Origin of the sequence: Mycobacterium sp. (assembly GCF_019243155.1) — a bacterium.
Classification (GTDB): domain Bacteria; phylum Actinomycetota; class Actinomycetes; order Mycobacteriales; family Mycobacteriaceae; genus Mycobacterium.
Map to the genome: position 1 here is coordinate 1 of NZ_JAFAUS010000003.1, position 19,691 is coordinate 19,691.

Consider the following 19,691-nt stretch of genomic DNA (forward strand, 5'->3'; position numbering starts at 1 on the left):
GCCTACCGGACGGTGCGTGCCGCACCGCCGCCGGCGGAAACGCGGGAAATGATCAAGACCGGTGGCTTTGACGCGGTGTGCTTCACCTCGAGCTCCACGGTGCGAAACCTGGTCGGCATCGCCGGCAAGCCGCACGCGCGGACGATCATCGCCTGCATAGGTCCCAAGACCGCCGAGACGGCTGCGGAATTCGGTCTGCGGGTTGATGTTCAGCCCGAGACCGCCGCCGTCGGCCCGCTGGTCGATGCGTTGGCCGAGCACGCCGCGCGGTTGCGCGCCGAGGGCGCGCTGCCCCCGCCGCGCAAGAAGAGCCGCAGGCGCTAGTCACTCATGGCTTACCCGCGGCAGCGCCCGCGCCGGCTCCGCTCAAGCCCGGCGTTGCGCCGCCTAGTGGCGCAAACGTCCTTGGAGCCAAGGCATTTGGTGCTGCCGATGTTCGTCGCCGACGGCATCGACGAGCCACGGCCGATCGACTCCATGCCCGGCGTCGTGCAGCACACCCGCGACTCGCTGCGCCGGGCGGCGGCCGACGCCGTCGCCGCCGGCGTGGGCGGGCTGATGCTGTTCGGTGTGCCGCGTGACGAGGACAAAGACCCGACGGGCTCGGCAGGCACCGACCCCGACGGCATCCTCAACGTCGCCCTGCGCGACCTGGCCAAGGATCTCGGCGAGGCCACCGTGTTGATGGCCGACACCTGCCTGGACGAGTTCACCGACCACGGGCATTGCGGCGTGCTCGACGCCCGGGGCCGGGTCGACAACGACGCGACGCTGATTCGGTACGTGAAACTGGCTGTGGCGCAAGCGGAGTCGGGCGCTCACGTGGTCGGCCCGAGCGGCATGATGGACGGCCAGGTGGGTGCGATCCGCGACGGCCTGGACGCGGCTGGTCACACGGACGTGGCGATTCTGGCGTATGCCGCGAAGTTCGCCTCGGTGTTCTACGGGCCGTTCCGCGAGGCCGTCAGTTCCACCCTTTCCGGAGACCGGCGCACCTACCAACAGGAGTCGGGCAATTTCCGGGAGGCGCTTCGCGAGGTCGAGCTCGACCTCGACGAGGGCGCGGACATCGTGATGGTCAAGCCCGCGATGAGTTATCTCGACGTGGTGGCGGCCGCGGCGGACATCTCGTCGGTGCCGGTGGCCGCGTATCAGGTCTCGGGCGAGTACGCGATGATTTGCGCTGCTGCCGCGAACAATTGGATCGACGAGCGGGCCGCGGCGCTGGAGACGCTGACCAGCATCCGGCGCGCCGGGGCGGACATCGTGCTGACCTACTGGGCCGCGCAGGCGGCGGGTTGGCTGTCGTGACGGGCCCGCCAACGGGTAACAATCACCAGATGGGGCTGCAGATGGCGTCACCGAATGATTCCAGGCCGTTGTTCTCCGAACCCGGTGCCAGCTGGCTCTGGCTGCTGGCCGGCCCGGCGGCGGCGGCCTCCATGATTCTCATCGAATGGTGGAGCGGCGCCACGATCGGGCTGTGGGTTCCGGCGATCTTTCTGGTGATGGTGTCGCTGTTTTTGGGGATACAGGTCAAGGCCGCACGGATCCACACCTCGGTCGAGCTGACCGAGGACGCCCTGCGGCAGGGCACCGAAACCGTGCTGATCCGCGAGATCGTCCGGGTCTATCCGGAACCCGAACACCACGAGGCATCCGGAAAGGACCTGGCGAAGTGGCAGTCGGCGCGCGCGCTCGGCGAGCTGGCCGGCGTGCCGCGCAATCGTGTCGGCATCGGTCTGCAGCTCACCGGGGAGCGCACCGCGCAGGCGTGGGCCCGCCGTCATCGTCAGCTCCGGGCCGCGCTCACCCCGCTGGTTCAGGAACGGGTGGAGCCCGCCCGTGCCGACGCCGAGCGTGACGACGATGCGGAGCCGACGCAATGATCGCCCGTTCCCGGGCTGTGATCGAGCTCGTGCTGGCCTGCGCCGCTTTCGCGGGGGCACTGCTGAGCTGGACCGGCGCACACCACACCGTGACCGTCGCGCCGATCGCGGACGGGCAGCCGTCGACGACGTCGCTAATCTATGACCCACAGCTGCTGCTGCTGGCGTTGATCCTGCTGACAAGCGCGGGGGTCCTGGCGGTCGCCGGGGTAGCCCGGCTGCGCCGCAGGAGGGTCGTTGGGGCTAGACCGTCTTCCTGACGAGCGGCAACGCCATCCGGCGGCGGCGGATGATGGCCTCGGACAGGTCGTTGAGCACCTCGCGCACCGAAGGCGTCATCGCGAACTCGTCGTCACGATGATCGTTGTCGAGGACCGTCATCACCGCGGTGCCCGGTACCAGCGTCCAATCCACGCCTTCGGCGCGGCAGCACTCGTCGAATGCGTAGAGCAGCCAGATTCCGGCCACAGCAAATTTGCTTACACCGCTCAGATCGAGCACGACGCTGTTTTCTCCGAGGGTGAAACGCCGAATGTATTCGCCGACCGTATCGACATTCTCGGCGTCGATTTCACCCCGAATTGTCACGACCGTTGCCAGGTGCCGGTACTGCGCCCGAACCTGAACGCCGTGGCATTCGAACACGCCGTTTGCCTGGCGGGTTTCCACATCCGTGATCGTCATGGGGACCCCTCACTCTCCGTGGCGCTCGCTGTGCAGCCGTGAAGCCGAGCCTGCCCCTGACGGTAATGGGCAAGCCTAAGGGGACTAAGAGCCCGAACTAACTCTTTACTAAGAAGCATCCAGAGAAATCCGAGCAAATGCCGCCGACGCCGTTCTGGGCCATCGGGCGACCCTAAACCCGCCTGCCACGCCACAACCGTCCGCGCATCTGCGTGGTCACGCTGTTAGGCTCTCAAGGCTGCCGGTGGCGAGGCGGGGTGCGGCTATGTCGCCCGGTCAGCCGAGCCAATAGGCGAACGAGACAACTTCAGTCCGGGACGGAAAGAGCATCGTGCGCGGCGCAGAGATCAGGGGCGAAATCAAAGCCCTGACCGGGCTCCGCATCGTCGCCGCGCTGTGGGTCGTCCTGTTCCACTTCCGCCCGATGCTGAACGACGCGTCACCGGACTTCCTGGACAACCTCTCGCCGGTGCTCAATTGCGGCGCCCAGGGCGTCGACCTCTTCTTTATGCTCAGCGGGTTCGTGTTGACCTGGAACTACCTCGAACGAATGGGCCGATCCTGGTCGATGCGCGCGACGCTGCATTTCCTGTGGCTGCGGCTGGCCAGGGTATGGCCGGTGTACCTGGTCACGCTGCACCTGGCCGCCCTGTGGGTGATCTTCACCCTGCACGTGGGCCACGTCCCGTCGCCCGACGCGGCGTCGCTCACCGCGATCAGCTACGTACGCCAGGTTCTGCTGGTGCAGTTGTGGTTCGTGCCGTTCTTCGACGACTCCAGCTGGGACGGCCCGGCCTGGTCGATCAGCGCCGAATGGCTGGCCTACGCCCTTTTCTCCGTGCTTGTTCTGGTGATTCTGCGGATGAAGCAGGCGACGCGGGCGCGCAGCCTGATGCTGCTGGCCTTCGCGGCGTCGCTGCCGCCGATCCTGATGTTGCTGACCAGCGGCCACTTCTACACACCGTGGAGCTGGCTGCCGCGCATCGTGACCCAGTTCACCGCCGGCGCTCTGGCCTGCGCCGCGGTGCGCAGGCTGCGCCTGACTGACCGCGGTCGCCGCGTCGCCGGCTACCTCTCGCTGCTGCTGCTGGCCGCGATGGTGGGCGTCCTGTATTGGTTCAACGCGCACCCGATCTCCGGCGTCGTGGAGAACGACAGCGGCGGGGTGGTCGACATCTTGTTCGTTCCGTTGGTGATCACACTGTCGATCGGTGTGGGAAGCCTGCCCCGGGTGCTGTCGACTCGCGTCCTGGTGTACGGCGGGCAGATCTCGTTCTGCCTCTACATGCTTCACGAGCTGGTGCACACGGCCTGGGGCTGGGCCGTCGAGCAGTTCGAGCTTGTGCCGCAAGACAATCCGTGGAAATGGAATGTCATCGGCCTGTTGGCGATCTCGCTGGGTCTGTCGGCTCTGATGTATCACGTCGTCGAAGAGCCCGCCCGCCGTTGGATGCGCAGAATGGTTGACGTCAGGGCCACCGAGACGAAACGCTCGCGAAGCGAGCCCGAAGAATCGGTTAGCAGCAAGGTTCATCCGATCGACAGCCCCCTGGAAGCGGCTTCGGCACGCGCGGTGTGACGGTTGCCTTGGGGCGGCCGACCGCGACCCATCCGGAGTCCTCAATGGTGAGGCAGCAGCGGCAGACGACGATGCCATCGAGACTGGAGGTGATAGTGAGTCGCCTGGCCACCTTTGTCATTGGTCTGGCTCTTCTTCTGGGCTTGGACGTCCTACACCCGGCACGGGTGCGGACGTACGAAACATTGACCCTGGACCTACGGCTCAATCACCTTGCCGTGATTGGGGACTCGTACACCACCGGCACCGATGAAGGCGGGCTGGGGCCGCGGTCGTGGCCCAACCGCGCCTGGCAGTTGCTCTCCGCGCGCGGGGAGCGGGTGTCGGCCGATGTGGCGGCCGAGGGCAGGGCCGGCTACGGCACGCCCGGTGACCACGGCAGCATCTTCGAGGACCTGACCGCCAGGGGAGTCCAGTCCGACGACGCCCTGGTGGTGTTCTTCGGTTCCCGCAACGACCAAGGCGTCGATCTCGGGGTGTTGGCCCAAAAGGTGCGCAACACCTTCGATTTGGCCCGCATGCTGGCGCCGGCCGCGAAGTTCCTGGTGATCGCACCCCCGTGGCCGACGGACGATGTGCCCATCAACGTGCTGCAGATCCGCGACGTGCTTGGCACCGTGGCCGGGACCGTCGGTGCGACGTTCGTCGACCCGATCGCCGAGCACTGGTTTGTCGGCCGGCCCGATCTGATAGGTCCGGACGGCGTGCATCCGAACGATGCGGGCCATCAATACATGGCGGACAGGATCGCGCCGCTCATCCGCACCCAGCTGTCAGCCTGAATCGGCCGGTGGTGCAGGGGTTTTAGTCCTCTGCGTGCCGCTCGTAGTCCCATTGCTCCAGGCGGGCTTGCATGTGGAGCAATCCGAAACCGGCAACTGGCGCGGTGATCGCAATGCAGGCCAGTAGCAGCGCGGTCATGTCCTAAAACCTCCAAAACCCTTCGCTGGTATGACGTTGGTCACCCATCAGAAGTTCATTTCCTGCTCAGCCGTCGGTCAGGGCGCGGTCTGCCAGCGCACCCATTACCGGCGCCAGCAACTGCGCGTATTCGGTTGTGACGTGGTTGTCGTCGCGGAACACCAGCGTGTTGCCGACGATCATCGGGCAGCGGTCGGAGGTGCAGAACAGGTCGGTCAGATCGGCGTAGTGGCCGCCGTTGCCGTTGGTCGCCGCCTGCTCGGCGGCGATACCGTCGTCGTTGACCGCGTCGGATCGCTTTGGCGCACAAGCGCTCGCGTCGTCAAGATGTGCGGAAAGGCATGCGGGAGCAAGTGACCGGGGGTCTGGGGCGGGTCCCAGCACCAGGACGGTCGCACCGGTTCTGCGCAGCTGGGCCACGGTGCGGCCCAGGGTCTGGATCCACGCCGGGTTATACGACGTGAAGCCGAAATCGGCGCCGTATCGCCTGCTCATGTCCAGCACCACCATGCGAGGGTGTTCCGCTGCCATGCGGCCCATGATCTGGCCGCGCCACTGCTCGCACTCGGTGTACTCGCGCCCCAGATACGGGCTGTCGATCGGCAGATCCTGCATGGGGCAGGTCACCTTGGCCAGCGTCTCGAGTCGCCAGTGCCGCACCTCGGCGACCCGCTGCAGCGCCGGGTTCCACATGGCCGCATGCGAATCGCCGATCAGGGCCACCGTCGTCGGTGACGCGGCGTCGGCCGATGCGCACTCGCCCTGCCCCATATCGCGCCAGGACCGGACGCACCCGTTGACGAATACCGCGGCCTTATCAGCGGGCGCGTTGGCGAGCGACGGGTCCAGGTTGGACGGGACGGCGCGCAGGCCGGCGGCTGCCGAGACCGCGTCGCGGACCTGACTGAAGGCCTGACGGACGGCCGACTCCTGGGGACCGAGATTCGGGGCGAAGGCGGGCGGCTCCGCGATGATCTTGGCTCGCGCAGCGGCCGCCCCGTGTCCCACCGGCACCGGCACCACGTCGAGCAGCAGCATGCAGGCGCACGCGACGGCGGCGCTGGCGCCCCCGGCCACCGCGAGGCTGGCTTTGGCCGACTGGCGCAGGGCGGCGGCGAACCGGCCGGGGTTTTCGACGAGGTGCAGGGTGATCACCGCCAGGCCGGCGGAGACGAACGTGGCGGCCAGCCTGGCCGGCAGGCCGGCGGGCTCACCGAGCAGCGCCGGCAGCAGCAGCAGCACCGGCCAGTGCCACAGGTACCACGAGTACGACACCCGGCCGATGGCGCGCATCGCCGGCCGGCACAGCAGGCGGCCGGCGCCCAGGCCGCCGGTGACGCTGCCGCCGCCGATGATCAGCGCGGTCCCCAACACGGGCAGCAGCGCCGCGGTGCCGGGGTACGGGGTGCCGGCCTTCAACTGGGTGCTGGTCACCAGGATCAGGACCAGGCCACCCCACCCGACGATCGATGCGGGCAGCAGTGGCAGCCTGCGCCATTCCTTGATCGACAGCGCCACCAGCCCACCCACGGCCAGTTCCCATGCGCGCGTGGGCAGCGAGAAGAAGGCCCACGGCGGCGAGGCGCGCGTCCACAGCACGGCCGCCGTCAGTGACGCCGCGGCGATCAACGCGAGGACCACCGCGTACGGTGTCGCCCGCGACGAGGCGTCCTTGAAGCGCGCGAAGCGCCGCACCAGCCATGCTGTCGCGATGATCAGTATCGGCCACACCAGGTAGAACTGCTCCTCCACGCCCAGCGACCAGTAGTGCTGGAACGGCGACGGCAGGACGGAGCCCAGGTAGTCGGTGCCCTGCGTGGCGAACCGGTAGTTGCCGACGTACAGTGCGCAGGCGATGCCGTCGGCGAACACGTTGCGCGCCTGCAGCGGCGGCAACACGATGGCCGCACCGATCGCGGTGATGACGCCCACGGCGGCCGCGGCCGGCAGCAGGCGCCGAGCACGTGCGGCGTAAAAGCGGTCCAGCCGAACGGTATTGGTGGTGGTCGCCTCGCGCCACAGCAGCCTGGTGATCAGAAAGCCGGAGATGACGAAGAAGACGTCAACCCCGATGAAGCCGCCGGTCACCCCCGGGATACCCGCGTGATAGAGCACGACCGCGATCACCGCGACGGCCCGCAGTCCCTCGATGTCCGGCCGGAATCCCTTTCGGGAAGCTCGCCGCTCCACTCGTCGTGGGCCGCTGGCGACTGCTTCCTGCCGAACTGTCATCGTCGTTGCTCAGGTCGCCATCCAGGCCAGTTCGCCGGGCAGTTGGCTGCGCCAGTAGGCCATGTCGTGTCCGCCGAGGGAGATGCTGCCCGCCGGTTGCGTCTTCAGCGAGTACAGGAACTCTTTTGTGGCGAAATAGAAGCGGTCGAAGTTGCCGCAGTCCACCCGCAGCGGGATCGAATTCAGCGCGGGCAGGCCCACCACGCTGTTCTGCACGAAGTCTTCGTTGCTGTCGAACGCCCCGGGTGCGCTCGTCGCGTACGAGGTGTACAGCGCCGGGCTGACCGCGCAGATGCCGGCGGTCCGAGACGGTCCCAGCTTGGCGCCCAGGCGAAGCGCACCGTATCCGCCCATCGACCACCCGATGAAGCCCACCCGGGAGGTGTCGAAGTTCATCGTGGACAGCATCGGCAGCAACTCGTCGAGCACCATCGCACCGGAATCCTCGCCGGAGGTTCTTTTGTGCCAATAGGTGTTGCCACCGTCGACACCCACCACCGCGAACGCCGGCTTGCCCTGCTGGGCCAGCTGGGTGAGCGCGTCCGGTACACCCATGTCGAGCATCTGGTTGGCATCGCCGTCCATGCCGTGCAGTGCGATGACGGGACGCAGCATCCCGGTCTGGCCGGGTGGCATCGCGATCACGTAATTGGTCTTGATGCCCCCGCGGGCCGCCGACACGAACGACCCGGTGAGCCTCGTCGGAAGCGTCTTGCCCGCGGTCGGGGGCTCGAACGGCGCGGGTCCGAGCGGCGCCGGCGCGGCTTGCGACCTGACCGGATCCAGCAGGGCGCTCAACGCGAACACACCAGCTCCCAGGCTGGCACCGGCGCCCATCCGGAGCACCGCACGGCGCGTCAGGTCAGGCATGATGGCAATGATGCCGCGCTAGGCGGGCTTTACCTGCCGAGCCACGCCGTATTGGAAGCATTCAGTGATCTCGCGTGATCTTCCGGTCATGAACCGGTTACCTTCGGTGCATCGGAGCGCGGGTCCGGCTCGCCGACCGCTCCGAGTTGCAACATCCCGCCATCCCGCCTAGGCCCCGCGATCGCATCGTCGACGTGGTCGTATTACGCGTCGCCGCAAGGGAATCCTCGTCGTCGCGGTGCTGCGCGTGGTCTGGCAACCGACGGCCCGCATCGGCCACGGCGGTATTTGACACCGGATGCAATCTCGACGTTTTCAACCCTCCCGCGCCTGGGCGATGTCGCGAAGAATGCGGGAGTCCGAAAGGGAGTGTGTGAATTGAGTCTGTCGTTTCATTGGTTTTTGCCGACCTACGGTGATTCGCGGAATCTGGTCGCGGGCGGGCACGGCACGCCGATGTCCGGCGACCGGCCCGCGACGCTGAAATACCTGCACCAGATCTGTGCGGCCGCCGAAGACAACGGTTTCGAGGCTGTGCTCACGCCGACGGGACTGTGGTGCGAGGACGCGTGGTTGACGACGGCGATGCTGGTCGAGAACACCGAGACGCTGAAGTTTCTGGTCGCGTTCCGTCCCGGGATGCTCAGCCCGACGCTGGCCGCCCAGATGGCCGGGACCTTCCAGCGGCACTCGGAGGGGCGGCTGCTGCTCAACGTCGTCACCGGCGGTGAACCGCACGAGCAGCGGGCCTACGGGGACTTCCTCGACAAAGAGGCGCGGTATGCCCGCACCGCCGAGTTCTTGGATGTGGTGCGGCAATTGTGGACGTCGAAAGAGCCGGTGACCTTCAAGGGTGACCACATCCAGGTCGAAGGCGCGCAACTGAACAACCCGCCGGACCCGACGCCGGCGGTGTTCTTCGGGGGATCGTCGGCGGCCGCCGGCCCGGTCGCGGCCAAGCACACCGACGTGTATCTCACCTGGGGCGAGCCGCCCAAGGCGGTCTCGCAGAAGCTCGACTGGATCCGCGGCCTGGCGGTCGATGCCGGCCGAATCTTGCAGTACGGCTTGCGGATTCACGTGATCAGCCGGGACACCGCCGCCGAAGCGTGGGCCGAGGCAGACCGGTTGTTGGCGGCCATCGACCCGGCCGACATCGAGCGAGTGCAGGCCAGCCTGTCGCGCAGTGAATCGGAGGGTCAGCGCCGCATGCTGGATCTGCACGGCGGCAACAGCGGCCGGTTGTTGGTCGCTCCCAACCTGTGGGCCGGGGTGGGCCTCGTCCGCGGGGGAGCGGGCACCGCCCTGGTCGGCTCGCACGAGGAGGTGGCCGAGCGGCTGGCCGAATACGCCAAGCTGGGCATCAGCCACTTCATCCTGTCGGGATATCCGCACCTGGAGGAGGCCTACTGGTTCGGGGAGGGCGTCCTGCCGCTGCTGGAGCGGAAGGGCTTGTGGCAACACCCCAACCGTAAGTCGCACCCGGCAGCCGCGACGCCGTTCGCGGTCGCTTCGGCGCACTAGTCGTGGCGAGGACCGTGCCCGACGCCCTCGAAGCTGACCTCGGGTCAGCGGAAGGACTTGACGAGTCCGATGCGCAGCGTCGCCGGCGGCTGCGCATCGTCGTCGCGGCGAGCCTGCTGGGCACGACGGTCGAGTGGTACGACTTCTTCCTCTACGCGACGGCCGCCGGGCTGGTCTTCAACAAGGTGTTCTTCCCCAACGAAAGTTCCTTCGTGGGAACGCTCTTGGCGTTCGCGACGTTCGCGGTCGGGTTCGTCATGCGGCCCATCGGCGGTCTGGTGTTCGGACACATCGGCGACCGGATCGGCCGCAAGCGCAGCCTGGCGCTGACCATGCTCATCATGGGCGGGGCGACGGCATTGATCGGGCTGTTGCCGACCGCCGCGCGGATCGGGTTGTGGGCGCCGGTCCTGCTGCTGGTGCTGCGCATGCTGCAGGGCTTTGCGCTCGGCGGCGAGTGGGGTGGCGCGGTGCTGCTGGCCGTCGAGCACAGCCCCGACGACCGGCGGGGACGGTACGGCGCAATCCCGCAGGTCGGCCTGGCGCTCGGATTGGCTTTGGGCACCGGCATATTCGCCTATCTGCAAATCGCCTTGGGACCGCAGCGATTCCTCGCCTACGGCTGGCGCATCGGATTTCTGCTGAGCGTGGTGTTGGTCGTGATCGGCATCGTGGTCCGGTTGCGGGTCGACGAGACGCCGGCATTCCAGGAGCTGCAAGACCTACAGGCCGCATCGACGGTGCCGATCCGCGACATCGTGCGCGAGCCCGGTTCGCGGCGAAACACGCTCCTCGGCTTGCTGTCTCGCTGGGGTGAGGGATCGGCGTTCAACACTTGGGGTGTCTTCGCGATCTCGTATGCCACCGGTGCGCTCGGCTTGCACCGCGTGTCAGTCCTGGTCGTGGTCACCATCGCGGCGCTGTTGATGGCTGTGCTGCTGCCGGTTTCGGGACAGCTGGCCGACCGTTTCGGTCCGCGACGGGTGTATCTGGCAGGCATCGCCTGTTACGGCCTGGCGGCTTTTCCCGCCTTCGCCCTCTTCGGTACCAAGAATCTGATCTGGTTCGGGCTGGCCATGATCATCGTGTTCGGCGTCGTGCACGCGCTTTTCTACGGCGTCCAGGGCACGCTCTACTCCGCGCTCTATCCCACCAACACTCGGTACACGGGCCTGTCGTTCGTCTACCAGTTCTCGGGCATCTACGCGTCCGGGCTCACCCCGATGATCTTGACGGCGCTGATCGCGGCCCTCGGCGGCGCGCCCTGGCTCGCCTGCGGTTATCTGGTCGCAACGGCTTTCATCAGCGTCGTCGCCACGGCTTTGATCCGCGACCGCGACCTTCACCTCTGAGCCGGCAACGGTCGCAGCAAGCCTGGTCCACGCGCCGGTGAGGTCCCGTTTGGAACGGCGCAGGCGATCGGCTTCGAGATAGTTGACCAGGCCGACTTGGTCGGCAACCTACGTCGCCACTACCAGTTCGTGCTCGACGGACTCGAGGCCCGGCGTGGCGAACTGGAACAAATCTCGTCCGCGGACTACCTCGACAACATGCAAGTCGGTTTGCAGAACTGGATCCGCGCGGCCGACCATGGTCAGCTCGCCTGGGGCATCCAGCATTTCCGCAAGCCCGGTTGATTTCGAGGTGAAAGCTGCGCGGCGGCGGGCGTTGCATCAGACTGCCGTATAGGTCGCATCACGTTTCCCAAGACCGACAAAGAGATAGGCAGGCCCGATCAACACCAAGCCAGGGCTGCGCTCCGGGTTGTCGCAGCGGCAGCTGAACATGATCGCCATCGGCGGCGTCGTCGGTGCCGGACTGTTCGTCGGATCGGGTGTGGCCATTGCGGCCACCGGTCCGGCGGCCTTCTTGAGTTACATGTTGTCGGGCCTGCTGGTCGTGCTCGTGATGCGGATGCTGGGCGAAATGGCCGCCGCGAACCCGTCGACCGGATCGTTCGCCGATTACGCGGGCCGGGCTCTGGGCGGCTGGGCGGGCTTCTCGGTCGGCTGGCTGTATTGGTACTTCTGGGTGATCGTGGTGGGATTCGAGGCGGTCGCCGGTGGCAAGGTTCTCGGCTACTGGGTCCACGCACCGCTCTGGCTGCTGTCGCTGTGTCTGATGACGATGATGACGGCGACCAACCTGGTCTCGGTGTCGTCTTTCGGGGAGTTCGAATTCTGGTTCGCCGGAATCAAAGTCGCGACCATTGTGGTCTTTCTCGTTGCAGGCCTCGCCTTCGCTTTCGGGTTCTGGCCCGGCCGTCACTTCGATTTCAGCAACCTGACCGCGCATGGGGGATTCTTTCCGAAGGGAGTGGGGGCGGTCTTCGCGGCGATCGTGGTCGTGATCTTTTCGATGACGGGCAGTGAGGTCGTGACCATCGCCGCCGCCGAGAGCCGGGATCCGGAACGGGCGGTCCAGCGGGCGATGAACTCGGTCGTGACGCGAATCGCGATCTTCTTCGTCGGTTCGGTTTTCGTGATCGTGGTGCTGCTGCCGTGGAACGACGTGCAAGTCGGAACTTCGCCCTACGTAGCCGCTTTCAAGCACATGGGCATTCCCGGTGCCGATCAGGTGATGAACGCGGTGGTGCTGACCGCGGTGCTGTCCTGCCTGAATTCGGGTCTCTACACTGCGTCGCGCATGCTGTTCGTGCTCGCCGGCCGGGGCGAGGCACCGGCCCGGCTGGTCAGGGTGAGTGGACGCGGGGTTCCCGCCCTCGCCATATTGGCTTCTTCCGCAGTGGGTTTCGGCTGCGTCATCCTCGCGCGGATCGCCCCCAACACCGTGTTTCTCTTCCTGGTCAACTCGTCGGGCGCCGTCATTCTGTTCGTCTACTGGATGATCGCGCTGTCGCAGATCATCCTGCGCGGCCGGACACCCGAGGAGAAACTACGGGTGCGGATGTGGTTCTTTCCGGTCCTGTCGATCATCACTCTGGTCGGCATCACCACGGTGCTGGTACAGATGGCGTTCGACCACTCGGCGCGCAGCCAGTTCTGGCTCGGACTGTTGTCCTGGGTGGTGGTGATCGGGCTGTACCTTGTCCGCCGAGTTTGGCTCCGGGGTCACGATTGCGCCGACCACGCCCCGGTGTCAGGCGAGGTCGCCTTGGAGGACTAGTCGGTCCGCGTGAGCAGCACCGCCTGCTCGAAGGGCAGGCGCCCGAAAACCGTTCGGGTTCTTGGGCTCACATGCGCCGCCGCCTCGTCCCGGGTGACCACTCGTGGATCGGCGATACCAAAGGTCTTGCCGTGGCGGCGCATTCGGCCGCCGCCCGCCGCGGTCAGGTTTTTCAGCCAGTCCCGGTCGGGGCCGTAGGTGAGCAGGATCGCCACGCCGGGCTTGCCGTCGACGTCTGCTTTGAACACGGTCACCGGGGTGCGGTATGGCTTACCCGAGCGTCGGCCGACGTGTTCCACGATGCCGAACGACGGGGCCCAGCCGGCCCACATCCGCTGAATCGGGTTGGTGACGTGTCGGTTGAATCGGGCAAGTCCTTGGGGGAGTTGCATAGGACCATCCAACTCTCCTGCGACCACCGACTTCAACCCTGCTTTTCCCAGCTAACAGGTCTACTGTCTTGACATGCGAGAGTCGCCGGGCAGAGAAGCCGCCCAGCGCGCAGACGAGCTGCTGCGCAGGGAACAGGAGCTGGCCGCCCGAAAGGCCATCACCGAAGCCGACGTGCGGCGCGCGGGCGAGCACGCCGCGGCCGCCCACGAGCGCGACCGGCAGGCGCACCGCCGCGAACTGCTCCGGCATTATGAGGCCGGCGTCACGCACGAACGCGCGTCCGAAGTCCACCAGCGAGCCGCCCTGGAGGGCCTTGGCGACGTCACCGCCCACCGACTCGCGGCAAACAGAGAGCGCGAGGCCGCCCGTCACCACTTCCAGATCTCGCAGGAATCCGGCCGGCACGCCGCCGCCGACTGACCCGCCGTCCCGCGCCTCCTGCTACACCCTGTAGTGGAATGCGCCGCGGAGGCTGGGACACTAGTCGTCATGGGAAGCAGTGACCAGGCGACCGCGCATGCGCCGGCGGCCAGCACAGCGGCGTCGGCCCGGCTGTTCTCCGACGCCTGCGCCGTCATTCCCGGCGGGGTGAACTCCCCGGTCCGCGCGTTCACGGCGGTGGGCGGAACCCCGCGCTTCATCACCGAAGCAAAGGGCTGCTGGCTCACCGACGCCGACGGCAATCGCTACGTGGACCTGGTGTGCTCCTGGGGTCCGATGATCCTGGGTCACGCACACCCGGCCGTCGTCGAAGCCGTCACCAAGGCCGCCGCCTCGGGCCTGTCCTTCGGGGCGCCGACGCCGGGGGAGAGCCGGCTGGCCGCCGAGATCATCGAGCGGGTGGCACCCGTGGAGCGGCTGCGGTTGGTCAACTCCGGCACCGAGGCCACGATGAGCGCGGTCCGGCTGGCCCGCGGTTTCACCGGCAGGGCCAAGATCATCAAGTTCTCCGGCTGCTACCACGGCCACGTGGACGCCCTGCTCGCCGACGCGGGTTCCGGCGTCGCGACACTGGGCCTGCCGTCCTCGCCCGGGGTAACCGGCGCCGCCGCGGCCGACACGATTGTCTTGCCCTACAACGACATTGACGCCGTACGCCAGACGTTCGCGCAGTTTGGCGAACAGATCGCGGCGGTGATCACCGAAGCCAGCCCGGGCAACATGGGGGTCGTCCCGCCGGCGGCCGGCTACAACACGGCACTGCGCGCGATCACCGCCCAGCACGGCGCGCTGCTGATCGTCGACGAGGTGATGACCGGATTCCGGGTCAGCCGAAGTGGTTGGTACGGAATCGATCCCGTCGCCGCCGACCTGTTCACATTCGGAAAGGTGATGAGCGGCGGACTGCCCGCGGCCGCGTTCGGCGGCCGTGCCGAGGTGATGGAGCGGCTGGCGCCGCTGGGGCCGGTGTATCAGGCCGGCACGTTGTCGGGCAATCCGGTGGCCGTCGCCGCCGGGCTGGCGACACTGCGCACCGCCGACGATGCCGTCTACGCCGCGCTGGACTCCAACGCCGACCGGCTGTCCGGGCTGCTCTCCGAGGCGCTCACGAATGCCGGTGTGGCGCACCAAATTCCGCGGGCCGGCAACATGCTCAGCGTGTTCTTCAGTGAAAAGCCGGTGACCGATTTCGCGACGGCGCGAGCAAGCCAGACCTGGCGGTTCCCGCCCTTCTTCCACGCCCTGCTGAACGCGGGCGTCTACCCGCCGTGCAGCGCGTTCGAGGCGTGGTTCGTCTCGGCCGCCCTGGACGACGCCGCGTTCGACCGGATCGCGCAAGCCCTGCCCGCCGCGGCCCAGGCCGCCGCCGGCGCCGCCAAGGAGGGGAAGTCCTGATGGCCGAGCGAACCCGGGTTCACGTGGTACGCCACGGCGAGGTGTTCAACCCCACCGGCGTCCTCTATGGCCGGCTGCCCGGATTCCACCTCTCGGAACGTGGCCAGGCGCAGGCGGCCGCGGTGGCCGACGCACTGGCCGACCGCGACATCGTGGCGGTGATCGCCTCCCCGCTGCAGCGAGCCCAGGAAACCGCCGCTCCGATCGCCGCCAAGCACGGCGTCGGCGTGGACACCGACCCCGACCTGATCGAATCGGCCAACTTCTTCGAGGGTCGCCGCGTCAGCCCGGGCGACGGTGCCTGGCGGGACCCGCGGTTCTGGTGGCAGCTGCGCAACCCGTTCCGGCCGTCCTGGGGTGAGCCCTACGCCGAGATCGCGGCCCGGATGACGACGGCCGTGGAGAAGGCCCGCGCCCGTGGCGCCGGCCACGAGGTGGTGTGCGTCAGCCACCAGCTGCCGGTGTGGACGCTGCGGCTGCACCTGACCGGTCACCGACTCTGGCACGACCCGCGGCGCCGCGAGTGCGGGCTCGCCTCGGTGACGACCCTCGTCTACGAGGGCGAGCGCTTGGCCGACGTCGAGTATTGCGAGCCGGCGGGCGCTTGATGAGCGGGTGGCGACTGGCGATGGCCGGGGTTGTGCTGGCGACCCTGCTGGCCGGCTGCACCGGTCGCGACGCCGTGGCCCAGGGTGGCACCTTCGAATTCGTCTCGCCCGGGGGGAAAACCGACATCTTTTACGACCCGCCGTCCAGTCGCGGGCGACCGGGCCCGCTGTCCGGGCCGGACCTGAACGACGCCGCGCACACCTTGTCGCTGGACGATCCGATCTTCGCCGGGCGGGTCGTCGTCATCAACATCTGGGGCCAGTGGTGCGGGCCGTGCCGCGCCGAGGTCACTCAATTGCAGCAGGTGTACGACGCCACCCGCGACGCCGCGGTGTCCTTTCTCGGCATCGACGTCCGGGACAGCAACCGGCAGGCGGCGCTGGACTTCGTGAACGACCGCCACGTCACGTACCCGTCGATCTATGACCCCGCGATGCGTACCCTGATCGCGTTCGGCGGCAAGTACCCGACCACCGTCATCCCGTCCACCCTGGTCCTGGACCGCCAGCACCGGGTCGCCGCGGTTTTCCTGCGAGAATTGCTGGCCTCCGACTTACAGCCCGTGGTGCAAAGACTGGCTTCAGAAAGATGACCGGATTCACCCAGATCGCCGCCGCCGGACCGCTTCTGGTGGCACTCGGCGCGTGCCTGCTGGCGGGCCTGGTGTCGTTCGCGTCGCCATGCGTGGTGCCGCTGGTGCCCGGCTATCTGTCGTATCTCGCCGCCTTAGTAGGCGAAGTCGGTGTCGACGAACAGCCGCCCGCGGGTGCGGTCAAGGCCCCGCCCGGCGCCCGGTGGCGGGTCGGGGGCTCCGCGGCGTTGTTCGTCGCCGGGTTCACCGCAGTCTTCGTGCTCGGTACCGTCGCGGTTCTCGGCATGACCACCTCACTGATCACCAACCAACTGTTGCTGCAGCGGGTCGGCGGTGTCCTGACCATCGTGATGGGGCTGGTGTTCGTGGGTTTCATCCCGGCCCTGCAGCGCCAGGCCCGGTTCAGTCCGCGGCAGTTCACGACCGTCGCGGGAGCGCCGCTGCTGGGGGCGGTGTTCGCGTTGGGCTGGACGCCGTGCCTGGGGCCGACGCTGGCCGGGGTGATCACCGTCGCCTCGGCCACCGACGGCGCGAGCGTGGCGCGCGGAATCGCGCTGGTGATCGCGTACTGCCTGGGGTTGGGCATCCCGTTCGTGTTGCTGGCATTCGGTTCGGCGGGAGCGGTGGCGGGCCTTGGCTGGCTGCGACGGCACACCAGGGCGATCCAGATCTTCGGCGGCGCGCTGCTGATCGCGGTCGGGGTGCTGCTGGTCACCGGGGTGTGGAACGAGTTCGTCTCCTGGCTGCGCGACGCGTTCGTGTCCGACGTGAGGCTTCCGATTTGAGGACGGCGATCGCCTTCGCGCGCAACACCTGGCGCGCGCTGACCTCGATGGGCACCGCGCTGGTGCTGTTGTTCCTGCTCGCGCTCGGCGCGATACCCGGGGCGCTGCTGCCGCAGCGCAGCCTCAACGCCGGCAAGGTGAACGACTATCTTGCGGCCCACAAGCTGATCGGGCCCTGGCTGGATCGGTTGCAGGCCTTCGACGTGTTCTCCAGTTTCTGGTTCACCGCCATCTACGTGCTGCTGTTCGTGTCCCTGGTCGGCTGCCTCACCCCGCGGATGATCGAGCACGCCCGCAGCCTGCGCGCCACCCCGGTCGCCGCCCCGCGCAACCTGGCCCGACTGCCCAAGCACGCCCGCGCACAGGTCGTCGCCGGGCCCGAAGAGGTGAACCGGCTCGCGAACACGCTCGCCGGGCGGCTGCGCGGCTGGCGGACGGCCATCCGGCACGAAGACCCCGCCGGCTCTGAAGGCGCCTCGGACGTCGTGGAAGTCTCCGCCGAGAAGGGCTATTTGCGCGAGTTCGGCAACATCGTCTTCCACTTCTCGTTGCTGGGCCTGCTGGTCGCGGTGGCCGTCGGCAAGCTGTTCGGCTACGAGGGCAACGTGATCGTCATCGCCGACGGCGGGGCCGGCTTCTGCTCGGCGTCGCCGGCCGCGTTCGACTCGTTCCGCGCGGGCAACACCGTCGACGGCACGTCGCTGCATCCGCTGTGCATCCGCGTCAACGACTTCGCGGCGAATTACCTGCCGTCGGGACAGGCCACCTCCTTCGCCGCCGACATCGACTACCAGTCCGGCAACGATCTGGCCACCAACAGCTGGCGGCACTACCCGCTCGAGGTCAACCACCCGCTGCGGGTCGGCGGTGACCGGATGTACCTGCAGGGCCACGGCTACGCACCCACATTCACCGTCACCTTCCCGGACGGACAGACCCGCACGTCGACCGTGCAGTGGCGTCCCGATAATCCGCAGACCCTGCTCTCCTCCGGTGTGGTGCGGATCGACCCGCCCGCCGGGAGCTATCCCAACGCCATGGACCGCCGCCAGCACGAGATCGCGATCCAGGGCCTGCTGGCCCCGACCGAGCAGCTCGACGGTGCCCTGCTGTCGTCTCGGTTCCCGGCGTTGAACGCCCCCGCGGTCGCCGTCGACATCTATCGCGGCGACACCGGGCTGGACAGCGGGCGTCCCCAGTCCCTGTTCACCCTGGACCCGCGGCTGATCGAACAGCACCGGTTGACGAAGGAGAAGCGGGTCAACCTGCGCGCGGGACAGGCAATCCGGATCGACCAGGGGCCCGCGGCAGGCACCGTCGTCCGCTTCGATGGCGCCGTTCCGTTCGTCAACCTGCAGGTCTCGCACGACCCGGGCCAGACCTGGGTGCTCGTCTTCGCCATCACGATGATGACCGGGTTGCTGGTGTCGCTGCTGGTGCGGCGCCGCAGGGTGTGGATCCGTCTGACGCCGGCCGGCGACGAGCAGCCGGGTACCGTGAACGTCGAACTGGGCGGGCTGGCGCGCACCGACAACTCCGGTTGGGGTGACGAATTCGAGCGGTTGACCGGCCGGCTATTGACTGGGCTCGGCGAATCCGAGGCAATTGACGATCGCAGGAGTGCAGAGGTGGACGTCAAATGAACACGGTGCACGTCAACATCGCCTTGGCGCGCTACTCCGATTGGGCATTCACGTCGGCCGTGGTGGCCCTGGTGGTCGGGCTGCTGCTGCTGGCCTTCGAACTGGCATACGTGGGCAGCCGGCGCGCGGACATGCGCGCCGCGGTGCTGGCGGGGTCGGTGGCCTCGGACAGCAGCACTCCCGGCGTCGTGGACGAGATGGGCCAGCGCCCGTTTGACGAACGCGTCGGCCGGGCCGGGCTGGCCGTCGTCTACCTCGGCATCGGGTTGCTGTTCACCTGCATCGTGCTGCGCGGCCTGGCCACCGTGCGGGTGCCGTGGGGCAACATGTACGAGTTCATCAACCTGACCTGCATGTGCGGGCTGATCGCGGGGGCGTTCGTGCTGCGCCGCCCGCAATACCGCCCGCTCTGGGTCTTCCTGCTGCTGCCGGTGCTGATCCTGCTCACGGTCTCCGGGCGCTGGCTCTACACCAATGCCGCGCCGGTGATGCCCGCGCTGCAGTCCTACTGGCTGCCCATTCACGTGTCGGTGGTCAGCCTGGGATCCGGGGTGTTCATGGTCGCCGGCATCGCCAGCATCCTGTTCTTGCTGCGGACGTCGCACCTGGGTGACCCCGATGCGCAGGGCGCGCTGGCGCGGGTCGTCCAGCGGTTCCCCGACGCGCAGACCCTGGACCGCATCGCCTACCGGACCACCATCTTCGCGTTTCCCGTCTTCGGTTTCGGCGTCATTTTCGGCGCCATCTGGGCCGAGGAAGCGTGGGGCAGATATTGGGGCTGGGACCCCAAAGAGACTGTGTCCTTCATCGCGTGGGTGATCTACGCCGCCTACCTGCATGCCAGGTCGACGGCAGGATGGCGGGACAAAAAGGCGGCGTGGATCAACGTCGCGGGGTTCGTGGCCATGGTCTTCAATTTGTTCTTCGTTAATCTGGTCACTGTCGGCCTGCATTCCTATGCGGGCGTGGGGTGATTGCCAGCATCGAACCCAATAACGCAGAACAAGG

Annotated in this window: 21 protein-coding genes; 17 read left to right on the forward strand and 4 right to left on the reverse strand. The window is 67.7% G+C overall.

What is annotated here, in order from left to right; translation table 11 throughout:
* From JOZ00_RS00090 to JOZ00_RS00105, 4 genes are all read left to right on the forward strand, one after another.
* A partial coding sequence (locus JOZ00_RS00090) for a uroporphyrinogen-III synthase (RefSeq protein WP_293338205.1) occupies positions 1–324 on the forward strand: 324 nt, incomplete at its 5' end.
* A gap of 6 nt (positions 325–330) precedes the next feature.
* Positions 331–1,311, forward strand: coding sequence for a porphobilinogen synthase (gene hemB, locus JOZ00_RS00095; protein WP_293338207.1), 981 nt, complete (start codon positions 331–333; stop codon positions 1,309–1,311).
* A gap of 41 nt (positions 1,312–1,352) precedes the next feature.
* A complete protein-coding gene (locus JOZ00_RS00100; protein WP_293338280.1) occupies positions 1,353–1,889 on the forward strand; it encodes a DUF3093 domain-containing protein in 537 nt (178 codons plus the stop codon).
* Positions 1,886–2,149: a hypothetical protein gene (locus JOZ00_RS00105; protein WP_293338209.1), complete on the forward strand. Its 264-nt coding sequence runs from the start codon at positions 1,886–1,888 to the stop codon at positions 2,147–2,149. Before JOZ00_RS00100 ends, JOZ00_RS00105 begins: the two co-directional genes overlap by 4 nt.
* Here JOZ00_RS00105 and JOZ00_RS00110 read toward each other — a convergent pair.
* The gene (locus JOZ00_RS00110) at positions 2,133–2,573 is read right to left on the reverse strand and encodes an STAS domain-containing protein (RefSeq protein WP_366022214.1); all 441 of its coding nucleotides are present in this window, start codon (positions 2,571–2,573) and stop codon (positions 2,133–2,135) included. The genes JOZ00_RS00105 and JOZ00_RS00110 overlap by 17 nt on opposite strands.
* 331 nt (positions 2,574–2,904) lie before the next feature.
* Between JOZ00_RS00110 and JOZ00_RS00115 the strand changes: the two genes are divergently transcribed.
* Positions 2,905–4,152 (forward strand): acyltransferase, encoded by a 1,248-nt coding sequence (locus JOZ00_RS00115; protein ID WP_293338213.1) that lies wholly within the window; start codon positions 2,905–2,907, stop codon positions 4,150–4,152.
* Positions 4,153–4,247: 95 nt separating this feature from the next.
* Entirely contained in the window at positions 4,248–4,934 is a 687-nt protein-coding gene (locus JOZ00_RS00120) for a GDSL lipase (RefSeq protein WP_293338215.1), read from the forward strand.
* 205 nt (positions 4,935–5,139) lie between these two features.
* Here JOZ00_RS00120 and JOZ00_RS00125 read toward each other — a convergent pair whose 3' ends face one another.
* Together JOZ00_RS00125 and JOZ00_RS00130 are read right to left on the reverse strand one after the other, a co-directional pair.
* Entirely contained in the window at positions 5,140–7,263 is a 2,124-nt protein-coding gene (locus tag JOZ00_RS00125; protein WP_293338282.1) for an acyltransferase family protein, read from the reverse strand.
* A gap of 51 nt (positions 7,264–7,314) precedes the next feature.
* Positions 7,315–8,175 carry an alpha/beta hydrolase-fold protein gene (locus tag JOZ00_RS00130; protein WP_293338217.1) on the reverse strand — a complete coding sequence of 287 codons (861 nt, stop codon included), beginning with the start codon at positions 8,173–8,175 and terminating at the stop codon, positions 7,315–7,317.
* A gap of 378 nt (positions 8,176–8,553) precedes the next feature.
* Between JOZ00_RS00130 and JOZ00_RS00135 the strand changes: the two genes are divergently transcribed.
* The 4 genes from JOZ00_RS00135 to JOZ00_RS00150 all read left to right on the forward strand — a co-directional run bounded on the left by JOZ00_RS00135 (position 8,554) and on the right by JOZ00_RS00150 (position 12,825).
* Positions 8,554–9,699 carry an LLM class flavin-dependent oxidoreductase gene (locus tag JOZ00_RS00135; RefSeq protein ID WP_293338219.1) on the forward strand — a complete coding sequence of 382 codons (1,146 nt, stop codon included), beginning with the start codon at positions 8,554–8,556 and terminating at the stop codon, positions 9,697–9,699.
* A 14-nt stretch (positions 9,700–9,713) separates the two neighbouring features.
* A complete protein-coding gene (locus JOZ00_RS00140; protein ID WP_293338284.1) occupies positions 9,714–11,051 on the forward strand; it encodes an MFS transporter in 1,338 nt (445 codons plus the stop codon).
* Between the two features lie 96 nt (positions 11,052–11,147).
* Positions 11,148–11,336 (forward strand): hypothetical protein, encoded by a 189-nt coding sequence (locus JOZ00_RS00145; protein WP_293338221.1) that lies wholly within the window; start codon positions 11,148–11,150, stop codon positions 11,334–11,336.
* A gap of 148 nt (positions 11,337–11,484) precedes the next feature.
* A complete protein-coding gene (locus JOZ00_RS00150; protein ID WP_293338223.1) occupies positions 11,485–12,825 on the forward strand; it encodes an amino acid permease in 1,341 nt (446 codons plus the stop codon).
* Here the strand turns inward: JOZ00_RS00150 and JOZ00_RS00155 are convergent.
* Positions 12,822–13,217: a nitroreductase family deazaflavin-dependent oxidoreductase gene (locus JOZ00_RS00155; protein WP_293338225.1), complete on the reverse strand. Its 396-nt coding sequence runs from the start codon at positions 13,215–13,217 to the stop codon at positions 12,822–12,824. The two genes, JOZ00_RS00150 and JOZ00_RS00155, sit on opposite strands and share 4 nt — an antisense overlap.
* 73 nt (positions 13,218–13,290) lie before the next feature.
* Here JOZ00_RS00155 and JOZ00_RS00160 point away from each other — a divergent pair, with 73 nt between their 5' ends.
* The 7 genes from JOZ00_RS00160 (at position 13,291) to ccsB (ending at position 19,657) form a co-directional block, all read left to right on the forward strand.
* Positions 13,291–13,638, forward strand: a complete 348-nt coding sequence (locus tag JOZ00_RS00160) for a hypothetical protein (RefSeq protein ID WP_293338227.1) — start codon at positions 13,291–13,293, stop codon at positions 13,636–13,638.
* Positions 13,639–13,707: 69 nt separating this feature from the next.
* On the forward strand, positions 13,708–15,054 hold the full coding sequence (gene hemL, locus JOZ00_RS00165) for a glutamate-1-semialdehyde 2,1-aminomutase (protein ID WP_293338229.1): 1,347 nt from the start codon (positions 13,708–13,710) through the stop codon (positions 15,052–15,054).
* Positions 15,054–15,662, forward strand: coding sequence for a histidine phosphatase family protein (locus tag JOZ00_RS00170; RefSeq protein ID WP_293338231.1), 609 nt, complete (start codon positions 15,054–15,056; stop codon positions 15,660–15,662). The genes hemL and JOZ00_RS00170 overlap by 1 nt, the downstream gene beginning before the upstream one ends.
* Positions 15,662–16,255, forward strand: a complete 594-nt coding sequence (locus JOZ00_RS00175; RefSeq protein WP_293338233.1) for a TlpA disulfide reductase family protein — start codon at positions 15,662–15,664, stop codon at positions 16,253–16,255. The genes JOZ00_RS00170 and JOZ00_RS00175 overlap by 1 nt, the downstream gene beginning before the upstream one ends.
* Positions 16,252–17,040, forward strand: coding sequence for a cytochrome c biogenesis CcdA family protein (locus JOZ00_RS00180; protein WP_293338235.1), 789 nt, complete (start codon positions 16,252–16,254; stop codon positions 17,038–17,040). The genes JOZ00_RS00175 and JOZ00_RS00180 overlap by 4 nt, the downstream gene beginning before the upstream one ends.
* A gap of 47 nt (positions 17,041–17,087) precedes the next feature.
* Positions 17,088–18,683: a cytochrome c biogenesis protein ResB gene (locus JOZ00_RS00185; RefSeq protein ID WP_293338286.1), complete on the forward strand. Its 1,596-nt coding sequence runs from the start codon at positions 17,088–17,090 to the stop codon at positions 18,681–18,683.
* Positions 18,680–19,657, forward strand: a complete 978-nt coding sequence (ccsB, locus tag JOZ00_RS00190) for a c-type cytochrome biogenesis protein CcsB (protein ID WP_293338237.1) — start codon at positions 18,680–18,682, stop codon at positions 19,655–19,657. Before JOZ00_RS00185 ends, ccsB begins: the two co-directional genes overlap by 4 nt.
* Positions 19,658–19,691: the final 34 nt, after the last annotated feature.

Bases quoted from the DNA above. Each gene is read 5' to 3' on its own strand.
- hemB (WP_293338207.1), top strand. From the start codon at position 331: ATGGCTTACCCGCGGCAGCGCCCGCGCCGGCTCCGCTCAAGCCCGGCG.
- JOZ00_RS00160 (WP_293338227.1), top strand. From the start codon at position 13,291: ATGCGAGAGTCGCCGGGCAGAGAAGCCGCCCAGCGCGCAGACGAGCTG.
- JOZ00_RS00130 (WP_293338217.1), bottom strand. From the start codon at position 8,175: ATGCCTGACCTGACGCGCCGTGCGGTGCTCCGGATGGGCGCCGGTGCC.
- JOZ00_RS00150 (WP_293338223.1), top strand. From the start codon at position 11,485: ATGATCGCCATCGGCGGCGTCGTCGGTGCCGGACTGTTCGTCGGATCG.
- JOZ00_RS00100 (WP_293338280.1), top strand. From the start codon at position 1,353: ATGGCGTCACCGAATGATTCCAGGCCGTTGTTCTCCGAACCCGGTGCC.
- JOZ00_RS00175 (WP_293338233.1), top strand. From the start codon at position 15,662: ATGAGCGGGTGGCGACTGGCGATGGCCGGGGTTGTGCTGGCGACCCTG.
- JOZ00_RS00105 (WP_293338209.1), top strand. From the start codon at position 1,886: ATGATCGCCCGTTCCCGGGCTGTGATCGAGCTCGTGCTGGCCTGCGCC.
- JOZ00_RS00185 (WP_293338286.1), top strand. From the start codon at position 17,088: ATGGGCACCGCGCTGGTGCTGTTGTTCCTGCTCGCGCTCGGCGCGATA.
- JOZ00_RS00155 (WP_293338225.1), bottom strand. From the start codon at position 13,217: ATGCAACTCCCCCAAGGACTTGCCCGATTCAACCGACACGTCACCAAC.
- ccsB (WP_293338237.1), top strand. From the start codon at position 18,680: ATGAACACGGTGCACGTCAACATCGCCTTGGCGCGCTACTCCGATTGG.
- JOZ00_RS00180 (WP_293338235.1), top strand. From the start codon at position 16,252: ATGACCGGATTCACCCAGATCGCCGCCGCCGGACCGCTTCTGGTGGCA.
- JOZ00_RS00110 (WP_366022214.1), bottom strand. From the start codon at position 2,573: ATGACGATCACGGATGTGGAAACCCGCCAGGCAAACGGCGTGTTCGAA.
- hemL (WP_293338229.1), top strand. From the start codon at position 13,708: ATGGGAAGCAGTGACCAGGCGACCGCGCATGCGCCGGCGGCCAGCACA.
- JOZ00_RS00170 (WP_293338231.1), top strand. From the start codon at position 15,054: ATGGCCGAGCGAACCCGGGTTCACGTGGTACGCCACGGCGAGGTGTTC.